Source organism: Rhodocytophaga aerolata, assembly GCF_030503435.1.
GTDB lineage: Bacteria > Bacteroidota > Bacteroidia > Cytophagales > 172606-1 > Rhodocytophaga > Rhodocytophaga aerolata.
Map to the genome: position 1 here is coordinate 171,630 of NZ_JAUKPO010000010.1, position 17,332 is coordinate 188,961.

Sequence of the window (17,332 nt, forward strand, 5' to 3'; positions counted from 1 at the left end):
TATGCAGCAATATGTAAAAAATAGATGGATGTGTCCAGCGGACTGAAAAATTTACACTTCCCAGAAGTCTATAAAAAATAATTTCGGTTTACTTGTGACTTTTTGCTCCTGCTTGCATTCTATGAGTGAAGGGAACACCGGCTAATCTGTACTTCTAACATATGTATCTTTGGACGAACATCTACTTATTGAAGCTGCTAAAAAAGATTTAACTCAATTCAGCAGGCTGTATGATTTGTATTTTGAGCGAATTTTCAGATTTGTCTACCGCCGGACAGATGATGAAATGGTAGCAGATGACCTCACTTCTCAAACGTTTCTCCAGGCAATGACACATTTAGCTGCCTACGAATACAGGCGTGTCTCCTTTGCTGCCTGGCTCTACAAAATAGCCATGAATGAGATACATCAATATTACCGGAAAACAAAAGCTACCCCCCTTTTCAGTCTGGACCAGCACTTACTAGAAACCCTGATGGAAGAAGGAGGATCTATAGTTCGGGAGGAGAACCTACAGGAACTCACAAAATTCCTTGAACAGTTACCCAGCCACGAAATCACTATGCTGCAACTCCGCTTTTTTGAAAGCAAATCGTTTAAAGAAATCGCCTACATCCTGGATATGAAAGAGAGTGCTGCGAAGATGTGTACCTACCGGGCAATACAGAAATTAAAAAAACACTTTGCTCAACTTACCGGCAACTAATTGTATGAAGCAACATGAAATTAAGATTCGAAAACAAAGTTTAGATACAGAAAGGATTCTGGCCAGGAAGAATTTTACCCAGCTCATGCACCGCTACCAGCGTACCAGATTCCGGCATCGGATGAGGTATGCAACCGGATTTTCCGGTGCGGTAGTTCTGTTGCTTACTATTATTTATTTTCTTTTTCAATCTCCGGCAGCCCTTACATCCGGCTCTCCGGAAAAAGTAGCTACTCATACACCATCACCTAAACAAACTCCTTCTATGGAGTCACTCCGGCCCAAGGATTCTATCCAAGGGAAGCAGCCACCGGTTATAGATAGCACAGTAGAATTGCATACGGAGGCAAAGAAAATTGAGAAAAGAACACCAGGAAAATCGGTTCAAACAGAAAAAGATACCTTAGCAAAAATCCGGGCAGAAGTCATGCCTGCCCAGACGCAAAACCTGGATGAGTTTCTGGCTTCTTTTATTGATAAGCCCCAGTTTTTTACTCTAGACGCAACTAAAGATACCGTACTTACAGGCAGCCAGGGAACCGTGGTAGAAATTCCGGCGAACAGCTTTATGTTTGAGAATGGACAGCCCGACCCTAATAAGGTAGTTTTTCAGATACAAGAATTCTACAAACCCTCCGACATGGTGCTTGCCGGCTTAACTACGACCAGTAATGGGTCGCCGCTGGAGAGTGGCGGAATGGTTAATATAACTGCTTCAGTGGAAGAAAAGCCGGTCTATTTGAAAAAAGATAAGCAGCTAACCCTGAAATTCCCTTTCAAAGGTAAAAAGAAACCCATGAAACTGTTTACTGGCGAAAAACCGGCTTCTGGTACGGTCAACTGGCTACTTGCCCAGGCAGATCTAACCCAGGAATCACCCATTTTCCAGGTAGTCGAACAACAACCTACCTTTGAAGGAGGCATGAAAGCATTCAATGAATATATTAAAAACAATCTCAGCTATCCTGTGGAAGCTCGCCGGGATGGCATTCAGGGTAAAGTATACATACAATTTGTTGTGGAACCAGATGGCAGTTTGAGCAATATTCAGATTCTAAAAGGCATACATGAAGCCTGTGACCGGGAAGCAGTCAGGCTAATTGAGAACTCCCCCAACTGGATTCCAGGCAAGCAGGGCGGTGTACCCGTAAGAGTACGAATGGCTATACCGGTGTCATTTATACTTGACGGGGAACCCACTTCACCGAATGAGAACGTACTTACTCAACCCAGGCAATCTACCAGCAAAAAGCCTTCAACCGGAAATACCAAAGATGCAGATTACTACTATATTCTGAAAAGCAACAAGCTTGGCTGGGTAAACTGCGATTACTTCCTTGTTTTAACCGGCCAGAAAACAAGCTTGCAGGTACCTCTACCAGAAGATAAAAAAGCTTCGGTGGTGGTTATTTTCAAAAACTACAAATCTGTATTACCAGCTAACCGCCGCTCGGGAGCAACCCTGATTTTTGACGGAATTCCGGTAAATGAAAAACTAGTGGTTTTGGGTTTGAAGCTGGTAAATGAGGTGCCTATGATAGCCTTCCACGAAACCAGTTTAACTCAATCGCCTGCTGAACAACTGGCCCTGGAATTTAAGCCCACCACTAAAAAAGAATTTAACACTCAATTAAAAAAGCTACTGGATACAAAATAGCCAGGCCACGATATGCCCGATGAGCTTACTCAAAAATAATGGTTTTGTTTCCGTAAATGAACACCCTGTCTTCCAGAACCAGTTTTAAGGCTTTTGCCAGCACCAGTTTTTCCACATCCTTACCGGCCATAGCCATCTGGGCGGTACTCTGGCTATGATTTACATGGGTTACATCCTGCGTAATAATGGGGCCTTCGTCCAGGTTATCATTGACAAAATGGGCTGTGGCTCCTATAATTTTTACGCCCCGGTTATAGGCCTGGCGGTAGGGATTGGCCCCAATAAAAGCAGGCAAAAAGGAATGGTGAATGTTAATTATTTTGTTGGGAAACCGCTGCGTAAATCCGGGCGTTAACACCCGCATAAATTTGGCAAGGATCAGGTAATCTGGCTGGTAAGTTTGGATAACCGCTGCTAGCTGTTCTTCATGTGTCTCCCGGCTGATGCCCTCATGCGATATATAATGAAAGGGTACGCCAAATTGCCCGGCTAAGGGCTCCAATACCTGGTGGTTACCAATAACCGCCCGGATATTCATAGGCAATTCCCTAAATGCATGCCGGATCAGCAGATCACTTACACAATGATGTTCTTTGGTTACCAGGATAACTACATTTTTTACTTGTTTAGCCGTAAGGTAGATCCGGGCCGTGTTGGGCAGAATCCCTTGCAGCCCGTACATAATTTTGTCCGGATTGGTCTTGCCTGAAAACACAGTACGCATAAAAAATTGCCCATTCTCCTTGTCTACAAACTCATCGTTGCGGATAATGTTGAGCTGATTGTGGTAGAGCACCCCGGTAATTTTATGCACCAAGCCTGTTTCATCCGGGCAGTCTATCCGCAAAATATATTCATCAGGCATAGGCAGACTTGGAAATTTGAAGATTAAACATTAGAAATAGCACTGATCCGTATGCTCTATATCCGACTATTCCACAAAATCTTTGTATCAATAAAAATTGAATAGCAATTTGGTTGTAGCTACTTTTTAACTATCTCCATACTAATTATTTTCTGAAAGACAAATGCATGATTATGAGTAAATAAATGACCGCATTTAGCATCTGATATATATTTACCTACTCCTTTAATCAACAAATACATAGTTTGGGGATTGTGAATCACCGTACTATATTTATCTTTAACATCTTTTGGTTGCTGATTAAAGTTTTTAATATCAAGGCATAAGGGTGGCAAATTTTTACAGTTCTCTTTATTTGAACCAAGAAACATATAATCTTTATTAGATCCACTGAAAATTCCTTCAATGTAAACAACTTTATTTAGGTGGGCTGGTAAATCGCAAAAGCTTACTTTATCAAACCTTTGATATCTGTTTTTATTTGATGGAGCGCAATCCACTAACACAAGCAGACCTAGTAGTGCAGAAATATTTCTGTTCACCCATCTCATTTTCAAAAATATTGCAATAGTGAAGCTTATTATACCTATGCTAAAGTAATATCTACTTAATATGCTCCTTTTACTTTCATCGGCAAAACGAAGACAGATTCAGAGGCCGTAATAAACAGCATATCGCGGTTTTTGCCTCCGAAACACACATTGGCTGTCCATTTGGCAGGCACCTCAATCTGGCCAATCTTTTCGCCTTTCGGGTTATATATACTTACACCTTTTCCGGCCATATAAATGTTGCCTTGCGTATCGATAGTCATGCCGTCGATTACTTCTTCGGCAAATGGCTGGCGGTTAGTGAGGCTTCCGTTGGCACCAATATCATATCTGAATATAGCTTTGTTGCCCATATCGGCTACATATAAGTATTTCCCATCCGGGGTGCCAATAAGTCCATTGGGTTTTTTTATTTCCATATCCACTAAAACCGGCTCTTTTTTGCCTTTAGCTAAATAATAAAGCTTTTCTCCGTTCATTCCTGGATCAGGGCTTTTCCGCTCCCAATACTCCCTTTGAAAATACGGATCAGTGAAGTAAATGCCGCCTTTTGGGTCAATCCATAGGTCATTTGGCCCATTGAATGTGTGCCCTTGATAGTCTTTTAACAACACCGTCACCTGGCCTTTTGGGCTGATAGACCAGAGTTCATTTTTCTCATCTGCACACGTAATCAGGTTGCCTTGCTTGTCGAAAAACATGCCATTGGAGCGGCCGGCTTTATCCAGAAACACAGACAATTTTCCATCGGTACTATACTTCCATATCTTATTATTGGGCTGGTCGGTAAAGTATACATTGCCTTGCTTATCTACTGCCGGGCCTTCTGTAAAACTGAACTGGCTGGATACCAGCTTGGGAGTAGCTTCTCCAGCTACCAAGGAACTCAGCTCCTGGCTATAGGTAGTTATAGATAGGCTAACCAGCAACAACAAGATCAGGCTTCGTATAGGGGTGAAAGGGTTTTTCATAAAATGTGTTTAAAGTTAGGGTAGATAGATAAGTATGAGTAAAAGTAGCTACTGAACTTCCGTAATTTCCAGAATAACACTCGTCCGGCGGGCATTCACCCCGGGATTAAAACCAATCGTCATCAAGTAGTTGCCAGAATAACTGGTTTCGCCAGAAATGGTTGTTTTGGTGTTAGGATACAGGTTAATTTCCTTTACGGTGTATTTTTTATCCGGGTGCAGGCCACCAAGTTTTACCGGCGACAAACTGCCATCGCCATACCTGTTGGATACCAGGTAACTAAACATCACCGCCCGGTCTTTGGCTTCATTTACATACATCAGGGAAGCAAAATCATTTTCCTGCGGACTGGCCAAGCGGTACAAATCTCCATGCCATACCACTTCACTAATAGATTTATAGGTACTCACAGCATTCTGGCAGAATTTAAGGTCCTCTGGCTTCAGTTCACTTACCACAATATCGAAACCCAGTTTGCCCATCATGGCTACGTCGGTGCGGAATTTAATGGGTTGCTTACCCCAGTCGGTTACGTGATTGTCGTGCGAAATGGCCGGGAAGAAATACGAATACTCCCACTGAATAAAAATGCGTTCCAGCGGATCAGTATTGTCGCTGAGCCAGAATTCCGTAAAATATTGCAGAGCCGCATAATCTACACGGCCTCCCCCACCAGAACACAGCATCATAGGCATATCCGGATACTTGGCCCGGAAGCGTTGCAGCACTTTATACAGGCCTTTTACATACTCTACATACAGATGCGACTGTTTGTCTTTCAGGTAGGCAGAGTGGGCATTGTAGATTACGGCATTACAATCCCACTTGAAAAAAGCCACATCCGGATTTTTCGTAAGAATATTATCCAGTACGCCAAACACAAAATCCTGCACTTTGGGGTTGCTTAGGTCCAGCACCAGCTGGTTGCGGTAGAGGTGCTCTGGCCGCTGCGGTTCACGAATGACCCAATCCGGATGTTTTTCATACAATTCACTTTTGGGATTCACCATTTCGGGCTCTACCCAGATGCCGAATTTTACCTGATTATTCTGGGCTTCTTTCACCAGGTAGCCAATGCCATGCGGCAGTTTCTGCACATTCTCCTGCCAGTCGCCCAGGCCGGCTTTGTCGCTGTTGCGGGGATATTTGTTGGCAAACCAGCCATCATCCAGTAGAAACATATCTACGCCCAGTTTTTTGGTGTCTTTGATGAGTTCGGCCAGTTTGGGTTCGTTGAAGTCGAAATAGGTAGCTTCCCAGTTGTTGAGCAAGGTAAGGCGGGAACCGTTGCCGTTCATTATTTTGTATTTACGGGCCCAGCGGTGCATGTTGCGGCTGGCTTCCCCCTTGCCCTTATCAGAATACGTATACACAAACATGGGTGTTGTAAATTCCTGGCCCTTGCCTAAGGTATAAGCAGACGCATGCGGATTGATTCCGGCAATAATGCGCAGGTTGTTCAGCGGGTCTACTTCCAGATCTACCCGGAAATTGCCCGACCATTCTACGGAGCCAAACAGTACGCGGCCTTCGTCTTCGGAGGCGGCTTTATCTAAAGATACCATAAAGGTTGGCGGCTGATACAAGTTAGCCCTGGTACCTAGTTTGGTGTCCAGTACTTTGATGCCAGAAGTCAGGCGGATTTCTTCTGGTTGCATTTCTTTGGCCCAGTCGCCGTGGTAATGTTTCAGCCAGTAGCTATTTGCCTTCATATACAGATTTGCCGAGGCATATTTATGCAAGGTTACATTGCCTTTTTCGTTGTTCTTTATCACCGACCACTGCTCAATCACATTTTCTTGCGCATAAACTTTATAATAGAGCATAACCTCCAATGCATACACCGGATCGCGGAGCAGGATGTTAGTGGTAGATACATTGTTGTCGGTTTTTTGCACCTGGTGGCTTACGTATTGAAGATCCAGAGAAGTATTGCCATCGGCATGCGTTACCCAGATGGCAGGCTCTACCAGGTTGCGGGAACCACTGGGCGTATAGGCAGCATTTAATATACCCGAATAATCATCTCCTTGGCGGTACATGGCCGGTGCATATTGGTATTCAGAAGCATTGTTCAGCTTGGTACCAAAATAAAGTATACCTACCCGTTTATCTGCATCCACACCTAACGCCAGGCCATAATGCTGTGTTTCGATAGGAATAACGGTAGAAGACTGGGCATACGCCCCAATCAGGCATAGACTCATTAGGGGAGACAGTACGGCTGTTACTTTAACCAAAAAGGCAAAAGTACACCTACCGGCAAAGGTATATTTCATACAAAACCAGGTTAACTTGAATGGAGGTTGTTCTATATTTCCTTGAATCAGGCAAATTACAAGTTAGTTGGGATTGTTTGATACTTTATGTGGAAAAAATTGGAGTACCCGGTAATGAGGATAAGCCTATCTGTTTCTAAAAGCTTTGGTATTTCCACAAAAAAAGAGGCTATTACATAGCCTCTTGTGGTAGCTGCATTTCATTGGGATGCGCTACGGTAATGGTTCGCCTGGTCAGGGTTTGCAAAGAAAACTCCCTCGTATAGGTATGGGTAGGACTTTTAACCATAATCCTATAGCTGCCGTTGGGCAAATTTTTTACATTTAACTTGCTTACATAGGTGGCCGTCTTGCCCAGATTCTTTCTATAAACCACCTGATTGTGCTTGTCCAGTATAAGAATATATACTTTTTCTAGTTGAGGATTTTCCAGATGTACAGCTATCGTAAAACTACCCGGAAAGGAGTAACTCAGGGCTTGTAAATGGCTGGGGGAACCTGTGTTTTCAGTTGGAATAAGCGCCGTTGCTAACGTGCCAGGCATGGCGATACTTTCATTTGCCGGGAGTGTACCGGCCAGTACAGCTAATAGAAGTGCTTTACAGAAACCATTTCTGCAGAAGCGGAAAAGAACAGTGTTCATGGGGTAGAAGGGTGTTTATTGGTGTATATAAATAGCAGGATTACAAGAGGAACAGGTGTATTATTTCTTGTAAATCCATGGGCACAAAACTAGTGGCAACCGGCAGCCATTCCTATTTTTTCAGGTAGACAGCAGGTACACAGCAGACACCTTGGGAGTAGACAATAAGGTGGCAATGAATGTAAACAAAACTCATCTGTGCACACGCAGAAAAGTAACAGTCTACTATACGCACCCCGTGTGAGTGACGCGTGGAATGTAAAACATCCATTTATCCCATACCCATTTTTATTGGTGTTGGCCTTAACAGAGTGCCTGCAATATGTCTCCGGCTAGTTCCACGGGCAAGTTATGCCTGGCAAATGGTATCTTGGTTAAGCATACACTGTACATGGATTGATAAAAAGAAAGGGAGTACTATGTTCTAATAGGTAGATGCCCGGAATTCAGAAGAGCATTTTTTGCTACAGAATTAACTTCAAAAAATTTTCTAAAAAAAAGACTTGACTCTTACCTTACGTCATAGTGTATGTTTGCATAGGTAATCAATAACAGCAGCTTATGGAAAGATATTCTGTAAAACAGCTCTCCCGGTTAGCAGGTGTAAGTGTGCGCACGCTTCATCTCTACGACCAGATAGGGCTACTAAAACCGGCCATCCGTACCGAGGCCAGGTACCGGTTATATGGGAGGGAGCAACTGCTGCGGCTTCAGCAAATACTGTTGTACAAAGAACTGGATTTTAGCCTGCACGAAATCGGACGCATCTTAGATAAGCCTGGTTTCGACAAGTTGAAAGCGCTGGAACAACACAAAACAGCCCTGGAAGCCCGCCGCAACAGATTATCTACCTTGCTGCAAACGCTTGACAAAACTATTTCACATGTAAAAAACAACACAATGCTAACACCAGAAGAATTATACGAAGGCCTGCCCAAAGAAACGGCAGAAGCCTACCGCAACGAAGCGTCCGCCAAATATGGGGCCGATGCCCTGGCAACCTCTGAAAACTACCTGCGGCAACTCAGCAAAGCAGACTTTGCCAAACTGAAAGAGGAGAGTAAGGAGATTGCTTCTACCCTTTTTGCCATGCGGCAGCAAAATCCCGAAAGTGAACCGGTACAAAAGCTGATAGCCCGGCATTATGCCATTATCCGCCAATTCTGGGGCACCGCTAACTCCGCAGACCCGCAGGCAGAAGCCTATGAAGGCCTTGGCCAGTTATATGTTTCCGACGAGCGGTTTACCTTGGTTGACGGACAAGCTCAACCGGAATATGCTTTGTTTATGAGTAAAGCCATGGGCTACTTTGCCAAAAATTCTTTGACATAAACAGCCTGTATTTGCTAATGACTACCCATGCCCGGAGAAGGATTCTCCGGGCATGCTTGTTTATAAAGTACCTTCCGGTTAGCATTTACAAAGTATATTATCCACAGCAATTGACTCTTTTTCAGGAATATCCACTTGGTATCTACTTGCATTTTTGTCACTGTCCACTTCCTGTCTACCTCTTTATTTTCTTACAAAAGCACCTGGCCAATACCTTTGCAAGCATAGAAGGACAGCCATTCTGATTACTTCTACCAGAGGCTGTTCATCATTTTTTCATGTCACCTTTTATACGCATTCACTTAAAACTTGTATTCCCTATGTGTACCCTAGAAATGCCAACCGCTACTCAGGATTTTGCCGGAACGCTCCTCCACACCTATAACCAGGCAGCACTCACCTTAATGATATCCGTGGGCCACCAGGCCGGTTTATTTGATCAGATGGGAACAATGCCACCGGCTACCAGTGTGGAAATTGCTGCTGCCACCGGTTTGCAGGAAAGATATGTGCGGGAATGGCTTGGAGCCATGGTTACCGGAGAAATTATAGACTATACCCCAGAAACCGGGCAATATCACCTGCCTGCCAGTCGTGCAGCTTTTCTTATGCGTTCGTCCGGGTCGGATAACCTGGCGGTGTTTGCTCAATACATACCAGTGCTGGCCACAGTAGAAAATGATATTCTCAATTGCTTCAAAAATGGGGGTGGCGTGCCGTACGCCAAGTATTCGCGTTTCCATGAAGTAATGGCGGAAGACAGCGGCCAAAGTGTACTTAGTTCACTCATAGACCAGATTCTTCCGCTGGCTCCCGGACTAACGGCCTCGTTAGAAAAAGGAATAGAGGTAATGGATGTAGGCTGCGGCAGCGGCCGGGCACTGAATCTGCTAGCTAAAACATTCCCCAAAAGCCGCTTTACCGGCTATGATTTATGTCTGGAGCCTCTTGAAGTTGCCAGGGCTGAAGCTCATAAAGCCGGATTGACCAATGTTACTTTCCAACAACGGGACCTGACTCATTTTGCACCCGACCAGCCGTTTGACCTGATTACTGCCTTTGATGCCATACACGACCAGGCCCGGCCAGATCAAGTACTAGCGATGATTTATCAGTCACTCAAACAAGATGGTACCTTTCTGATGCAGGACATTGACGGTTCCAGCCATCTGCACAACAATCTACACCATCCCTTAGGCACGTTTTTGTATACAGTTTCCTGTATGCACTGCATGACTGTTTCGCTGGCACAGGACGGAATGGCCCTGGGTACCATGTGGGGCACCGAAAAGGCAGAGCAATTGCTGAAAGAAGCAGGGTTTAAACACATGTCCGTAAAACGCCTGCCCCATGATGCGCAGAACTGTTATTACATCGTAAAAAAAGAAATTACCTACCCAAAAGTATATGGAATCTGAACGGATTCCTTTCCATACTCAGCTTATGCATATGAACAAAATTATTTCCCAGACTGTAGGGTATTTCCTTGCAATACTGGCAGGCCGCCTGGTTGCAGTGAGCAAAAAACTTGTTACATGGCTTAACAGACCAGAAACAGCCATACATCCGGCAAAGGTACCAGCTACTGATGGCAGAACATCCCCTCCTCTTGCCGCAGATTCTATTATTACAGAAAGAAACAAGCATACACTGACTATTTTTCTTAACCGGCCACAGGTATTGAATGCAATGGATATGCAGATGGCCCAGGCCTTGCTTGAACAGGTAAAAAAAGCAGCCGAAGACCCTGCCATCCGGGTAGTAATCCTTACTGGCACAGGACGGGCCTTTTGCTCAGGGGGCGATTTAACATTTGCCTTACAAGCCAATCCAGAACAGCCCGGCGATTCATTTCAGGCACTAACAACCATTCTCCATGAGTGCATTGAAGTGATTAGAAATATGCCAAAGCCGGTTATAGCTGCCCTTAACGGGCCTGCAGCAGGTGCCGGACTATTTCTGGCATTGGCCTGCGATATCCGCTTAATGGCAGAAAATGCCTATATGAAAGCTTCCAATACCTCCTACGGTCTTACATTGCCGGCTAGTGGAACGTATACCCTGCCTCGCCTGGTAGGCATGGGTAAAGCATTAGAGATTATAATGCTCGACAAACCTATTTCTGCACAAGCAGCGCAATCGCTGGGGCTGGTAACCATGGTTCTGGAAGATAAATCCATTTACCCTGGGGCAGAGGCCTTTGCACAGGAGTTATCTCTAAAGGCCGTGCATGCTATAGGGCAGGTTAAACTATTGATGAATGATACATTTGACCGCAGTTTGAAAGAACAATTAGTTGCCGAGCAACAGGCTATTGTCTACAGCGCCAACCATCCGGAAGGAAGAGAAGGGCTTCAGGCATTCACACAAAAACGTACGCCAGTGTATGAATCCATCCCTTTTTTCAGGGAATGATTACACACCTAGAAACCTGTTAGGTTTACAAAATCTAACAGGTTTGTGCGTAACGCTTCGGCGATTAGTTGCTGAAAGAACGATAAAACATCTTCTGAAGAAATTAAAAGACCGGTTATTCCAACACGTACAAAACAGAACTTGCATACCTTATGAAAACAAAAGAAGAGATTGAATTTACCGTAAATCAAGCTTTACAGTCCACCAACTCGGCTTCTATCTATTTTCAGCAACCAGAAATTGGTGAACTGAAAGTAGAAATAGAGAAAGGCGAATGGTATTGTATAACAAAAAACGAAATTCAAACCAGAGAAGAAAGCATCCGGTTTGAAGTAGACAAGCAATTTCCTTTTATATGCCTGTTCTTTCAGATTAAAGGAAGTTCGAACTTTGCTGATTACCCGGCTGCCCAGATACCTGAAAAACACCATTCTCTTAATTATTTACCCGATTTTAAATCGCAATATGTTGTAGGAAAGAACAAATACCTGCAGGATATGTCTATTAAAATTACGCCGGAGGCATTGGCCGATAAACTTTTAGGAAACGACATACCCGAAGAACGCTGGCAACAACTGATAAAAGACAAAGAACCTTATGTGACCCTGCATGACAGTAAAAAAATGAATCCGGTTATCTGGGATACGCTCTTTCAGCTGCTTCACTGTCCGTATAGCGGGTCAGTCGCAAAGATGTACAAAGAATTGCTGATACGTATGTTATTTATACACCAGATCATGAGCTTCCGGCAGCCAACCGGCAAAGCATTACCCACTATTGATACTAAATTGCACAAACGTGATATAGAAGTGCTGCATGCCATTAAAGAATACCTGGAACTGCATTACCTGGACGACCTTTCGCTGGATGCGATTGTAAAAGAATTTGGCATCAACACATTTAAGCTGAAATACGGATTCAAAAAATTATTTGGCATGCCGGTTATGAAGTTTATTGACGATAAGAAAATGGCTTATGCCAAACAACTGCTGCTTGACCGCCATACAGAGGTTATGGATATTGCCGAAAGGCTCGGATACAATCATTACAATAATTTTAGTGCAGCATTTAAACGGAAATATGGATATTCGCCTGCTTTTTTTGTGGAGAAAGAAGAATACATAGCACATATTTAAACCAGCATAGTATCTGGCAGCAGCCGGAAAATTACAATAGTTCTTATTGTAATTTTCCGGCTTTTTAGCTTCATCAGCTCTACCCTCACCCACGCTTATCCATTAACTAATCGGCTAAGTATTATCAAATAACATACTATTTATCAACCATTTATTCACATATCTTCCTATGTGCTTGTTGCCAACAGATGAATACTAAATACAACGCTTTCATTTTTTCGGATAATACTTTTCTCATACATCATACTCCTTTTTTCATATCCGGTTTCAGGCTTCCGGGTTGCAAATTTGTATCATCAAACAACAACACACATTTTATGAAAACAACAAACTTATTTGCCCTGCTAATGGCAATTACGATTCTGTTTGCCTGCAACAAGTTTAAAGACATTACTCCGGATTATGCGGAAGGCCCCAAACCGGAGAAAAAGTATTTCAAAGGGATTTCCAACCAGGTAATCCTGGATTGGAACATAGCCGCCTTTGATGCAATGGGTGGAGCTACCTATCAGCACTCTTTACTGGCTTCCCGGGTAAATGCCATGGTACACATTGCTATGCACGATGCTTTAAATGCCATAGGCCCGGCGTTCGAAACATATGCCCTGCAAACCAAAGACTACCAGGCTGAACCAATTAGTGCAGCTGCCTCAGCCGCTCACCGGGTATTAGTGGCTCATTTCCCGGATAAAAAAGCGGACTTAGATGCCAGGCTGCAACAATCGCTGGCAGGTATTCCGGAAGGCCAGCCTAAAGCACATGGACTGGCACTTGGTGTAGAAGCTGCCAATGCCATTCTGGCCCTCCGCCAAAACGATGGAGCTTTTGCAGATCCTTTTGGTGCTATTGAGCCTTCTACTGAACCAGGTGTTTACCAGGCTGTTCCACCCTTCGACATTATCTTTGCTCCCTTCTGGAAAACCATGCAACCTTTTGGCCTGCAAAGCCCGGAACAATTCCGCAGTACCCCCCAGCCTAGCCTCACTAGTGAGGTATATACCCAGGATTACAATGAAATAAAAAGTGTAGGCCAACTAAACAGCCAGACTCGCACTGCCGAACAAACTTCCTATGCAAAGTTCTGGTATGAGTTTTCAGAAGCAGGCTGGAACCGGGTGGCCCGTTCAGCTATCTCCGGCAAAAAACTGGATCTACTCACTACAGCCCGTTTGTTCGCTTTACTTAACATGGCTTTGGCAGATTCTTATACAGCCGGCTGGGATTCAAAATTCCACTACAATTTCTGGAGACCCTACACTGCTATCCGGGCAGCTGAAAACGATGGCAACGGACAAACCGTAGCCGACCAGAGCTGGGAACCTTTGATGCCTACACCGCCGGTACAGGATTATCCGTCTACCCATAGTGCCTTAGGGAATGCAGGTGCCACTGTGTTAGCTGCGATATTAGGAGATAATACAAAGTTCACCATGATCTCTAATACAGCTGAAATACCTGGGTCTACCCGCAGCTTCAAGAGTTTCAGCCAGGCGGCTGATGAAAATGCCGATTCACGTGTGATGGCAGGTATTCACTTCCGCTTCTCCTGTGAAGCAGGCCAGGACCTGGGCAATAAAGTGGGCAAATTTATCGTAGAAAATAAGCTCCGCCCGGTGAAAACCAGCCAGCAATAAGATCCTCAACTGTGTTGGCTTACGAGTATATGTAAACTTGCAGGCTCCCTGGCAAAGAATCAGAAACTTTGACCAGGGAGCTTGCCTTTGTATATTGCCTGAAGTTTTCCATCAACTCAACCAATGAACGTTCAACTACGACCACTACTTGCTCAGGAAGCAACTCCCTACGATTTACTTCTGCTGGCAGATCCTTCCAGAAAGCTGGTAGATGAATACCTGTCCCGCGGAACTTGCTTTGTTGCTTCGTATGAAGCGGAAATTGTTGGGGTATTAGTGCTGATCCGTACCCGCCCGGAAATGATGGAAATAGTTAATATAGCTGTAAAAGAAACCTATCAGAGGAAAGGAATCGGCAACAAACTCATTCTTTATGCCATTGAACAAGCCAAAGGGCTGGGTATAAAAACCCTGGAAATAGGTACCGGTAACCCTGGGGCCGCTCAACTAATGTTATACCAGAAATGTGGCTTCCGGATTACCTGGATAGACCGTGATTTTTTTATCAGGCATTATCCCGAACCTATTTTTGAAAATGGTATGCAGTGCCGCGACATGATTCGGATGAGTATGGACCTTTAAGTATCTCTACAGAAACAGTAAAATTATGGGTAGGCTAGAAAAGCACCCTGTTAGGTAGTGAAAACATAACAGGGTTATTGTTGACTTTTACAGATTCTTAACTGACCAGCCGCTGATGCTGTGAATGCCACAAGCAATGCTGGTAGAGGAGGTAATGCCTACATAGCATTTACCTTCCAGGCCCAGTTTTTCTGCCAGGTCTACCTCTTTTTCCAAAACCTGTGCTCCATCTAAATACACCGTTATAGTTTTGTTTTTGTATCTGACTTTTACGGAGTGGAAATAGCCATCTACTAAAGGAACTATCTTATTGTTGTATACTAATCTGGTTGTATAACTGGTACTGTTCGCTTCTTTTCCATTGGTATGAATGGCTATATGATTACCACTTTCATCACTAGAGGCATCTGCCCATGTATCGAATTCTACAGCCAGCGATGCGGGTACACCTTCATATCCTAATTTACCATCCTTACCAGGATAGGAGTTACTTCTCAGCTGAGGAATGTCTTTGGCTATCAATAAGGCTAAGCCATCTCCACTTCCATTCTTGTTATAGGGTATCCGGAAGGTAAACTCTGTTTCAAAATCACCAGTTAAGGGGGTGGTGTAAAATGCCTGTCCCGATCGGTAAAATTCATACTTTGTCAGCCGGATAAAATTTCCGCTTACCTGGGCTTCTCCCTGTAATTGTATTTTACTCATATCCATGGGCGGCAGGCTGTTTTCTATCTGTTTTTGGGCTTCCCATACCGCAGACTTAGCCATTGCCGGGTCGTCGGTGAGGGCTACATCACAGGTACAATTGGTCAAAAAAGGTTCTTCGGTAATACCAGCCTGCAAACAAATATTCTCCGCCCATTTTAGTTTATCATTAGGAATATGTAAGGGTGCTTTGGGAAAATCTTTTTTGGTAAAGGTTTCTGTATTTGTACCCGCTGCATAATAAAACAACGAGTTAGCAGCCTCTACCCGCCAGCTGTCAGCAAACCTGGGATACATAGACGAGAATGATTTCTCCACTCTTTCTCCACTTTTCAGTTGCAGATCGTTTCCTTTGTCTCCATCGTAATTTCCTAATAAGCCCTGCACATGGCCTTTGCGGCTTTCGTTTATTGTTACTTCAAAATCAAAATAATACCCTCCGTCCAGGCGCACTTTCACCAGATCGCCTTTTTTGCTCCGGATAGTGAGTACCTGATACGTTTTATCTATTTCCCGTTTAATGCCTGCCCCTTCTTTTAAAGGTATTATGTCGAAATTTAACTCCTGCGCTACATTGTTGATATATAACTTCTGCGGATTTGCCACAATGCATACGACATCGGTTCCGGTTTGTATTGCAAGGCCGGTATTGAGTGTGGCCTGCAAGGTGGTGCTGTAAGGATTGCCCATCCGTACCTGTACTTCAAAATTATCTTGCATGGATTTAGTAAATATAAATTCGCCATAGCCATGAAAATCATACAGCAATCCATCAGGGGTGCTCAGATGCGGATCGCCCCAGCTTTTTCCGCCACCTCCAAACAAATCTTCCCACAAGCCGCCTCCGTTGCTGCCATTCCCATTCTGGCCATCTTCTCCATTTGAGTTGCCATTGTTGCCATCATCGTTATCATCGTCCCCACAATCTCCGGCACCGGCATACTGAGACCCGTAATTAACCAACGTAGGTAATAAGCCAGTAGCCAGGGCACCATAACTTCCCCCGGAAGCCAAGGTTTCACCCAGAGCAGACATCGTATTCAGATGGTCTTTGGTAACCAAACACCCAAAAGCCGGCTTTCCGCTATACAAATTCTCCAGGGCATCCTTAGCCGATTTGCAGCTATTGTAGGTATTATACACTCCCAATGCGCCCAGTAGCGGACCTCCACCCAAGCTGGCAAGTCCCAGACCACAACCGGCCATACTGCTGAGGATATATAACATTTCTGCGCCACTGGCTCCTTTACTCTTTCGGATATTGGCTCCTCTTTGCCGGGCTTGTTCTCTGTTTTCAAAAAAGGTATGGTCGAACTTAAGATTATTCCCTTCCCATACTACATGGCCAGAATTGGTTTCTGTTACGGTAATAGTGCCGGTCTCTGTAACCGGGTCAATAGCTGTATACTCCAGGGTATGTCCGGTGGAAGTAGTGGTTTTAACCGGCGTGTAGTCTTCACTAATTTCATGAGCCAGCCATTTACCCGTTTCAGGTTCAGATTCAATGAAGAAATAGATAGAATCCAGTTTTCCCTGTTCATTCTTTGGACCAGAGGCAGCAAATTGTTTGCCCGATACAGGATCATTGATCATCAGCCCCAGATCATTTTCGTTCCCAACCACTGAGGTGATAAAGAACACATCGGGCTGGCTACTACCCGGAATGGGGTTAGGGTTTACTGGCTCTTCTATGTCTTTATTGCAGCTGGTAAAAATAGCAGGCAGCAGGATAAGGAATATGGATAGTTGCTTTTGTAAGGTGAAAAAAAGTTGAAATCTAGGATGTACCATGACAAAAATTAATTGAGATGTAGAATGTAGGAAGGGTTTAGAGAGATTAAAGAGGGGCTATCTT

Annotated in this window: 14 protein-coding genes; 8 read left to right on the forward strand and 6 right to left on the reverse strand. The window is 44.2% G+C overall.

Going from position 1 to position 17,332, the window contains the following annotated elements; translation table 11 throughout:
* Positions 1 to 169: 169 nt before the first annotated feature.
* Both Q0590_RS18245 and Q0590_RS18250 read left to right on the forward strand, forming a co-directional pair.
* Positions 170 to 706 carry an RNA polymerase sigma factor gene (locus tag Q0590_RS18245; RefSeq protein ID WP_302039021.1) on the forward strand — a complete coding sequence of 179 codons (537 nt, stop codon included), beginning with the start codon at positions 170 to 172 and terminating at the stop codon, positions 704 to 706.
* Between the two features lie 4 nt (positions 707 to 710).
* Complete coding sequence (locus Q0590_RS18250; protein ID WP_302039022.1) at positions 711 to 2,363, forward strand: energy transducer TonB; 1,653 nt, start codon at positions 711 to 713, stop codon at positions 2,361 to 2,363.
* A gap of 25 nt (positions 2,364 to 2,388) precedes the next feature.
* Here Q0590_RS18250 and purU read toward each other — a convergent pair whose 3' ends face one another.
* From purU to Q0590_RS18275, 5 genes are all read right to left on the reverse strand, one after another.
* Positions 2,389 to 3,228, reverse strand: a complete 840-nt coding sequence (gene purU, locus Q0590_RS18255) for a formyltetrahydrofolate deformylase (protein WP_302039023.1) — start codon at positions 3,226 to 3,228, stop codon at positions 2,389 to 2,391.
* 119 nt (positions 3,229 to 3,347) lie between these two features.
* Positions 3,348 to 3,779: a hypothetical protein gene (locus Q0590_RS18260; RefSeq protein ID WP_302039024.1), complete on the reverse strand. Its 432-nt coding sequence runs from the start codon at positions 3,777 to 3,779 to the stop codon at positions 3,348 to 3,350.
* Between the two features lie 56 nt (positions 3,780 to 3,835).
* The gene (locus Q0590_RS18265) at positions 3,836 to 4,750 is read right to left on the reverse strand and encodes an SMP-30/gluconolactonase/LRE family protein (RefSeq protein WP_302039025.1); all 915 of its coding nucleotides are present in this window, start codon (positions 4,748 to 4,750) and stop codon (positions 3,836 to 3,838) included.
* 48 nt (positions 4,751 to 4,798) lie between these two features.
* Positions 4,799 to 7,030 (reverse strand): alpha-galactosidase, encoded by a 2,232-nt coding sequence (locus tag Q0590_RS18270; RefSeq protein WP_302039026.1) that lies wholly within the window; start codon positions 7,028 to 7,030, stop codon positions 4,799 to 4,801.
* A 172-nt stretch (positions 7,031 to 7,202) separates the two neighbouring features.
* Entirely contained in the window at positions 7,203 to 7,673 is a 471-nt protein-coding gene (locus tag Q0590_RS18275) for a T9SS type A sorting domain-containing protein (RefSeq protein WP_302039027.1), read from the reverse strand.
* Between the two features lie 561 nt (positions 7,674 to 8,234).
* Here Q0590_RS18275 and Q0590_RS18280 point away from each other — a divergent pair.
* The 6 genes from Q0590_RS18280 (at position 8,235) to Q0590_RS18305 (ending at position 14,772) form a co-directional block, all read left to right on the forward strand.
* Positions 8,235 to 9,005 carry a MerR family transcriptional regulator gene (locus Q0590_RS18280; protein WP_302039028.1) on the forward strand — a complete coding sequence of 257 codons (771 nt, stop codon included), beginning with the start codon at positions 8,235 to 8,237 and terminating at the stop codon, positions 9,003 to 9,005.
* A 320-nt stretch (positions 9,006 to 9,325) separates the two neighbouring features.
* The gene (locus Q0590_RS18285; protein WP_302039029.1) at positions 9,326 to 10,423 is read left to right on the forward strand and encodes a class I SAM-dependent methyltransferase; all 1,098 of its coding nucleotides are present in this window, start codon (positions 9,326 to 9,328) and stop codon (positions 10,421 to 10,423) included.
* Positions 10,413 to 11,420: an enoyl-CoA hydratase/isomerase family protein gene (locus Q0590_RS18290; protein WP_302039030.1), complete on the forward strand. Its 1,008-nt coding sequence runs from the start codon at positions 10,413 to 10,415 to the stop codon at positions 11,418 to 11,420. The genes Q0590_RS18285 and Q0590_RS18290 overlap by 11 nt, the downstream gene beginning before the upstream one ends.
* Before the next feature lie 152 nt (positions 11,421 to 11,572).
* Positions 11,573 to 12,556 (forward strand): helix-turn-helix domain-containing protein, encoded by a 984-nt coding sequence (locus tag Q0590_RS18295; protein WP_302039031.1) that lies wholly within the window; start codon positions 11,573 to 11,575, stop codon positions 12,554 to 12,556.
* Positions 12,557 to 12,873: 317 nt separating this feature from the next.
* On the forward strand, positions 12,874 to 14,190 hold the full coding sequence (locus Q0590_RS18300; protein WP_302039032.1) for a vanadium-dependent haloperoxidase: 1,317 nt from the start codon (positions 12,874 to 12,876) through the stop codon (positions 14,188 to 14,190).
* A 123-nt stretch (positions 14,191 to 14,313) separates the two neighbouring features.
* Positions 14,314 to 14,772 (forward strand): GNAT family N-acetyltransferase, encoded by a 459-nt coding sequence (locus Q0590_RS18305; protein WP_302039033.1) that lies wholly within the window; start codon positions 14,314 to 14,316, stop codon positions 14,770 to 14,772.
* Positions 14,773 to 14,859: 87 nt separating this feature from the next.
* On the opposite strand, the gene Q0590_RS18310 is transcribed toward Q0590_RS18305, so the two are convergent.
* Positions 14,860 to 17,268: a VWD domain-containing protein gene (locus Q0590_RS18310; RefSeq protein ID WP_302039034.1), complete on the reverse strand. Its 2,409-nt coding sequence runs from the start codon at positions 17,266 to 17,268 to the stop codon at positions 14,860 to 14,862.
* Between the last annotated feature and the right edge of the window lie 64 nt (positions 17,269 to 17,332).

What these genes read in the sequence shown, in the direction of transcription:
- Q0590_RS18250 (WP_302039022.1), top strand. Translation starts at nt 711, where the DNA reads ATGAAGCAACATGAAATTAAGATTCGAAAACAAAGTTTAGATACAGAA.
- purU (WP_302039023.1), bottom strand. Translation starts at nt 3,228, where the DNA reads ATGCCTGATGAATATATTTTGCGGATAGACTGCCCGGATGAAACAGGC.
- Q0590_RS18260 (WP_302039024.1), bottom strand. Translation starts at nt 3,779, where the DNA reads ATGAGATGGGTGAACAGAAATATTTCTGCACTACTAGGTCTGCTTGTG.
- Q0590_RS18265 (WP_302039025.1), bottom strand. Translation starts at nt 4,750, where the DNA reads ATGAAAAACCCTTTCACCCCTATACGAAGCCTGATCTTGTTGTTGCTG.
- Q0590_RS18270 (WP_302039026.1), bottom strand. Translation starts at nt 7,030, where the DNA reads ATGAAATATACCTTTGCCGGTAGGTGTACTTTTGCCTTTTTGGTTAAA.
- Q0590_RS18275 (WP_302039027.1), bottom strand. Translation starts at nt 7,673, where the DNA reads ATGAACACTGTTCTTTTCCGCTTCTGCAGAAATGGTTTCTGTAAAGCA.
- Q0590_RS18280 (WP_302039028.1), top strand. Translation starts at nt 8,235, where the DNA reads ATGGAAAGATATTCTGTAAAACAGCTCTCCCGGTTAGCAGGTGTAAGT.
- Q0590_RS18285 (WP_302039029.1), top strand. Translation starts at nt 9,326, where the DNA reads ATGTGTACCCTAGAAATGCCAACCGCTACTCAGGATTTTGCCGGAACG.
- Q0590_RS18290 (WP_302039030.1), top strand. Translation starts at nt 10,413, where the DNA reads ATGGAATCTGAACGGATTCCTTTCCATACTCAGCTTATGCATATGAAC.
- Q0590_RS18295 (WP_302039031.1), top strand. Translation starts at nt 11,573, where the DNA reads ATGAAAACAAAAGAAGAGATTGAATTTACCGTAAATCAAGCTTTACAG.
- Q0590_RS18300 (WP_302039032.1), top strand. Translation starts at nt 12,874, where the DNA reads ATGAAAACAACAAACTTATTTGCCCTGCTAATGGCAATTACGATTCTG.
- Q0590_RS18305 (WP_302039033.1), top strand. Translation starts at nt 14,314, where the DNA reads ATGAACGTTCAACTACGACCACTACTTGCTCAGGAAGCAACTCCCTAC.
- Q0590_RS18310 (WP_302039034.1), bottom strand. Translation starts at nt 17,268, where the DNA reads ATGGTACATCCTAGATTTCAACTTTTTTTCACCTTACAAAAGCAACTA.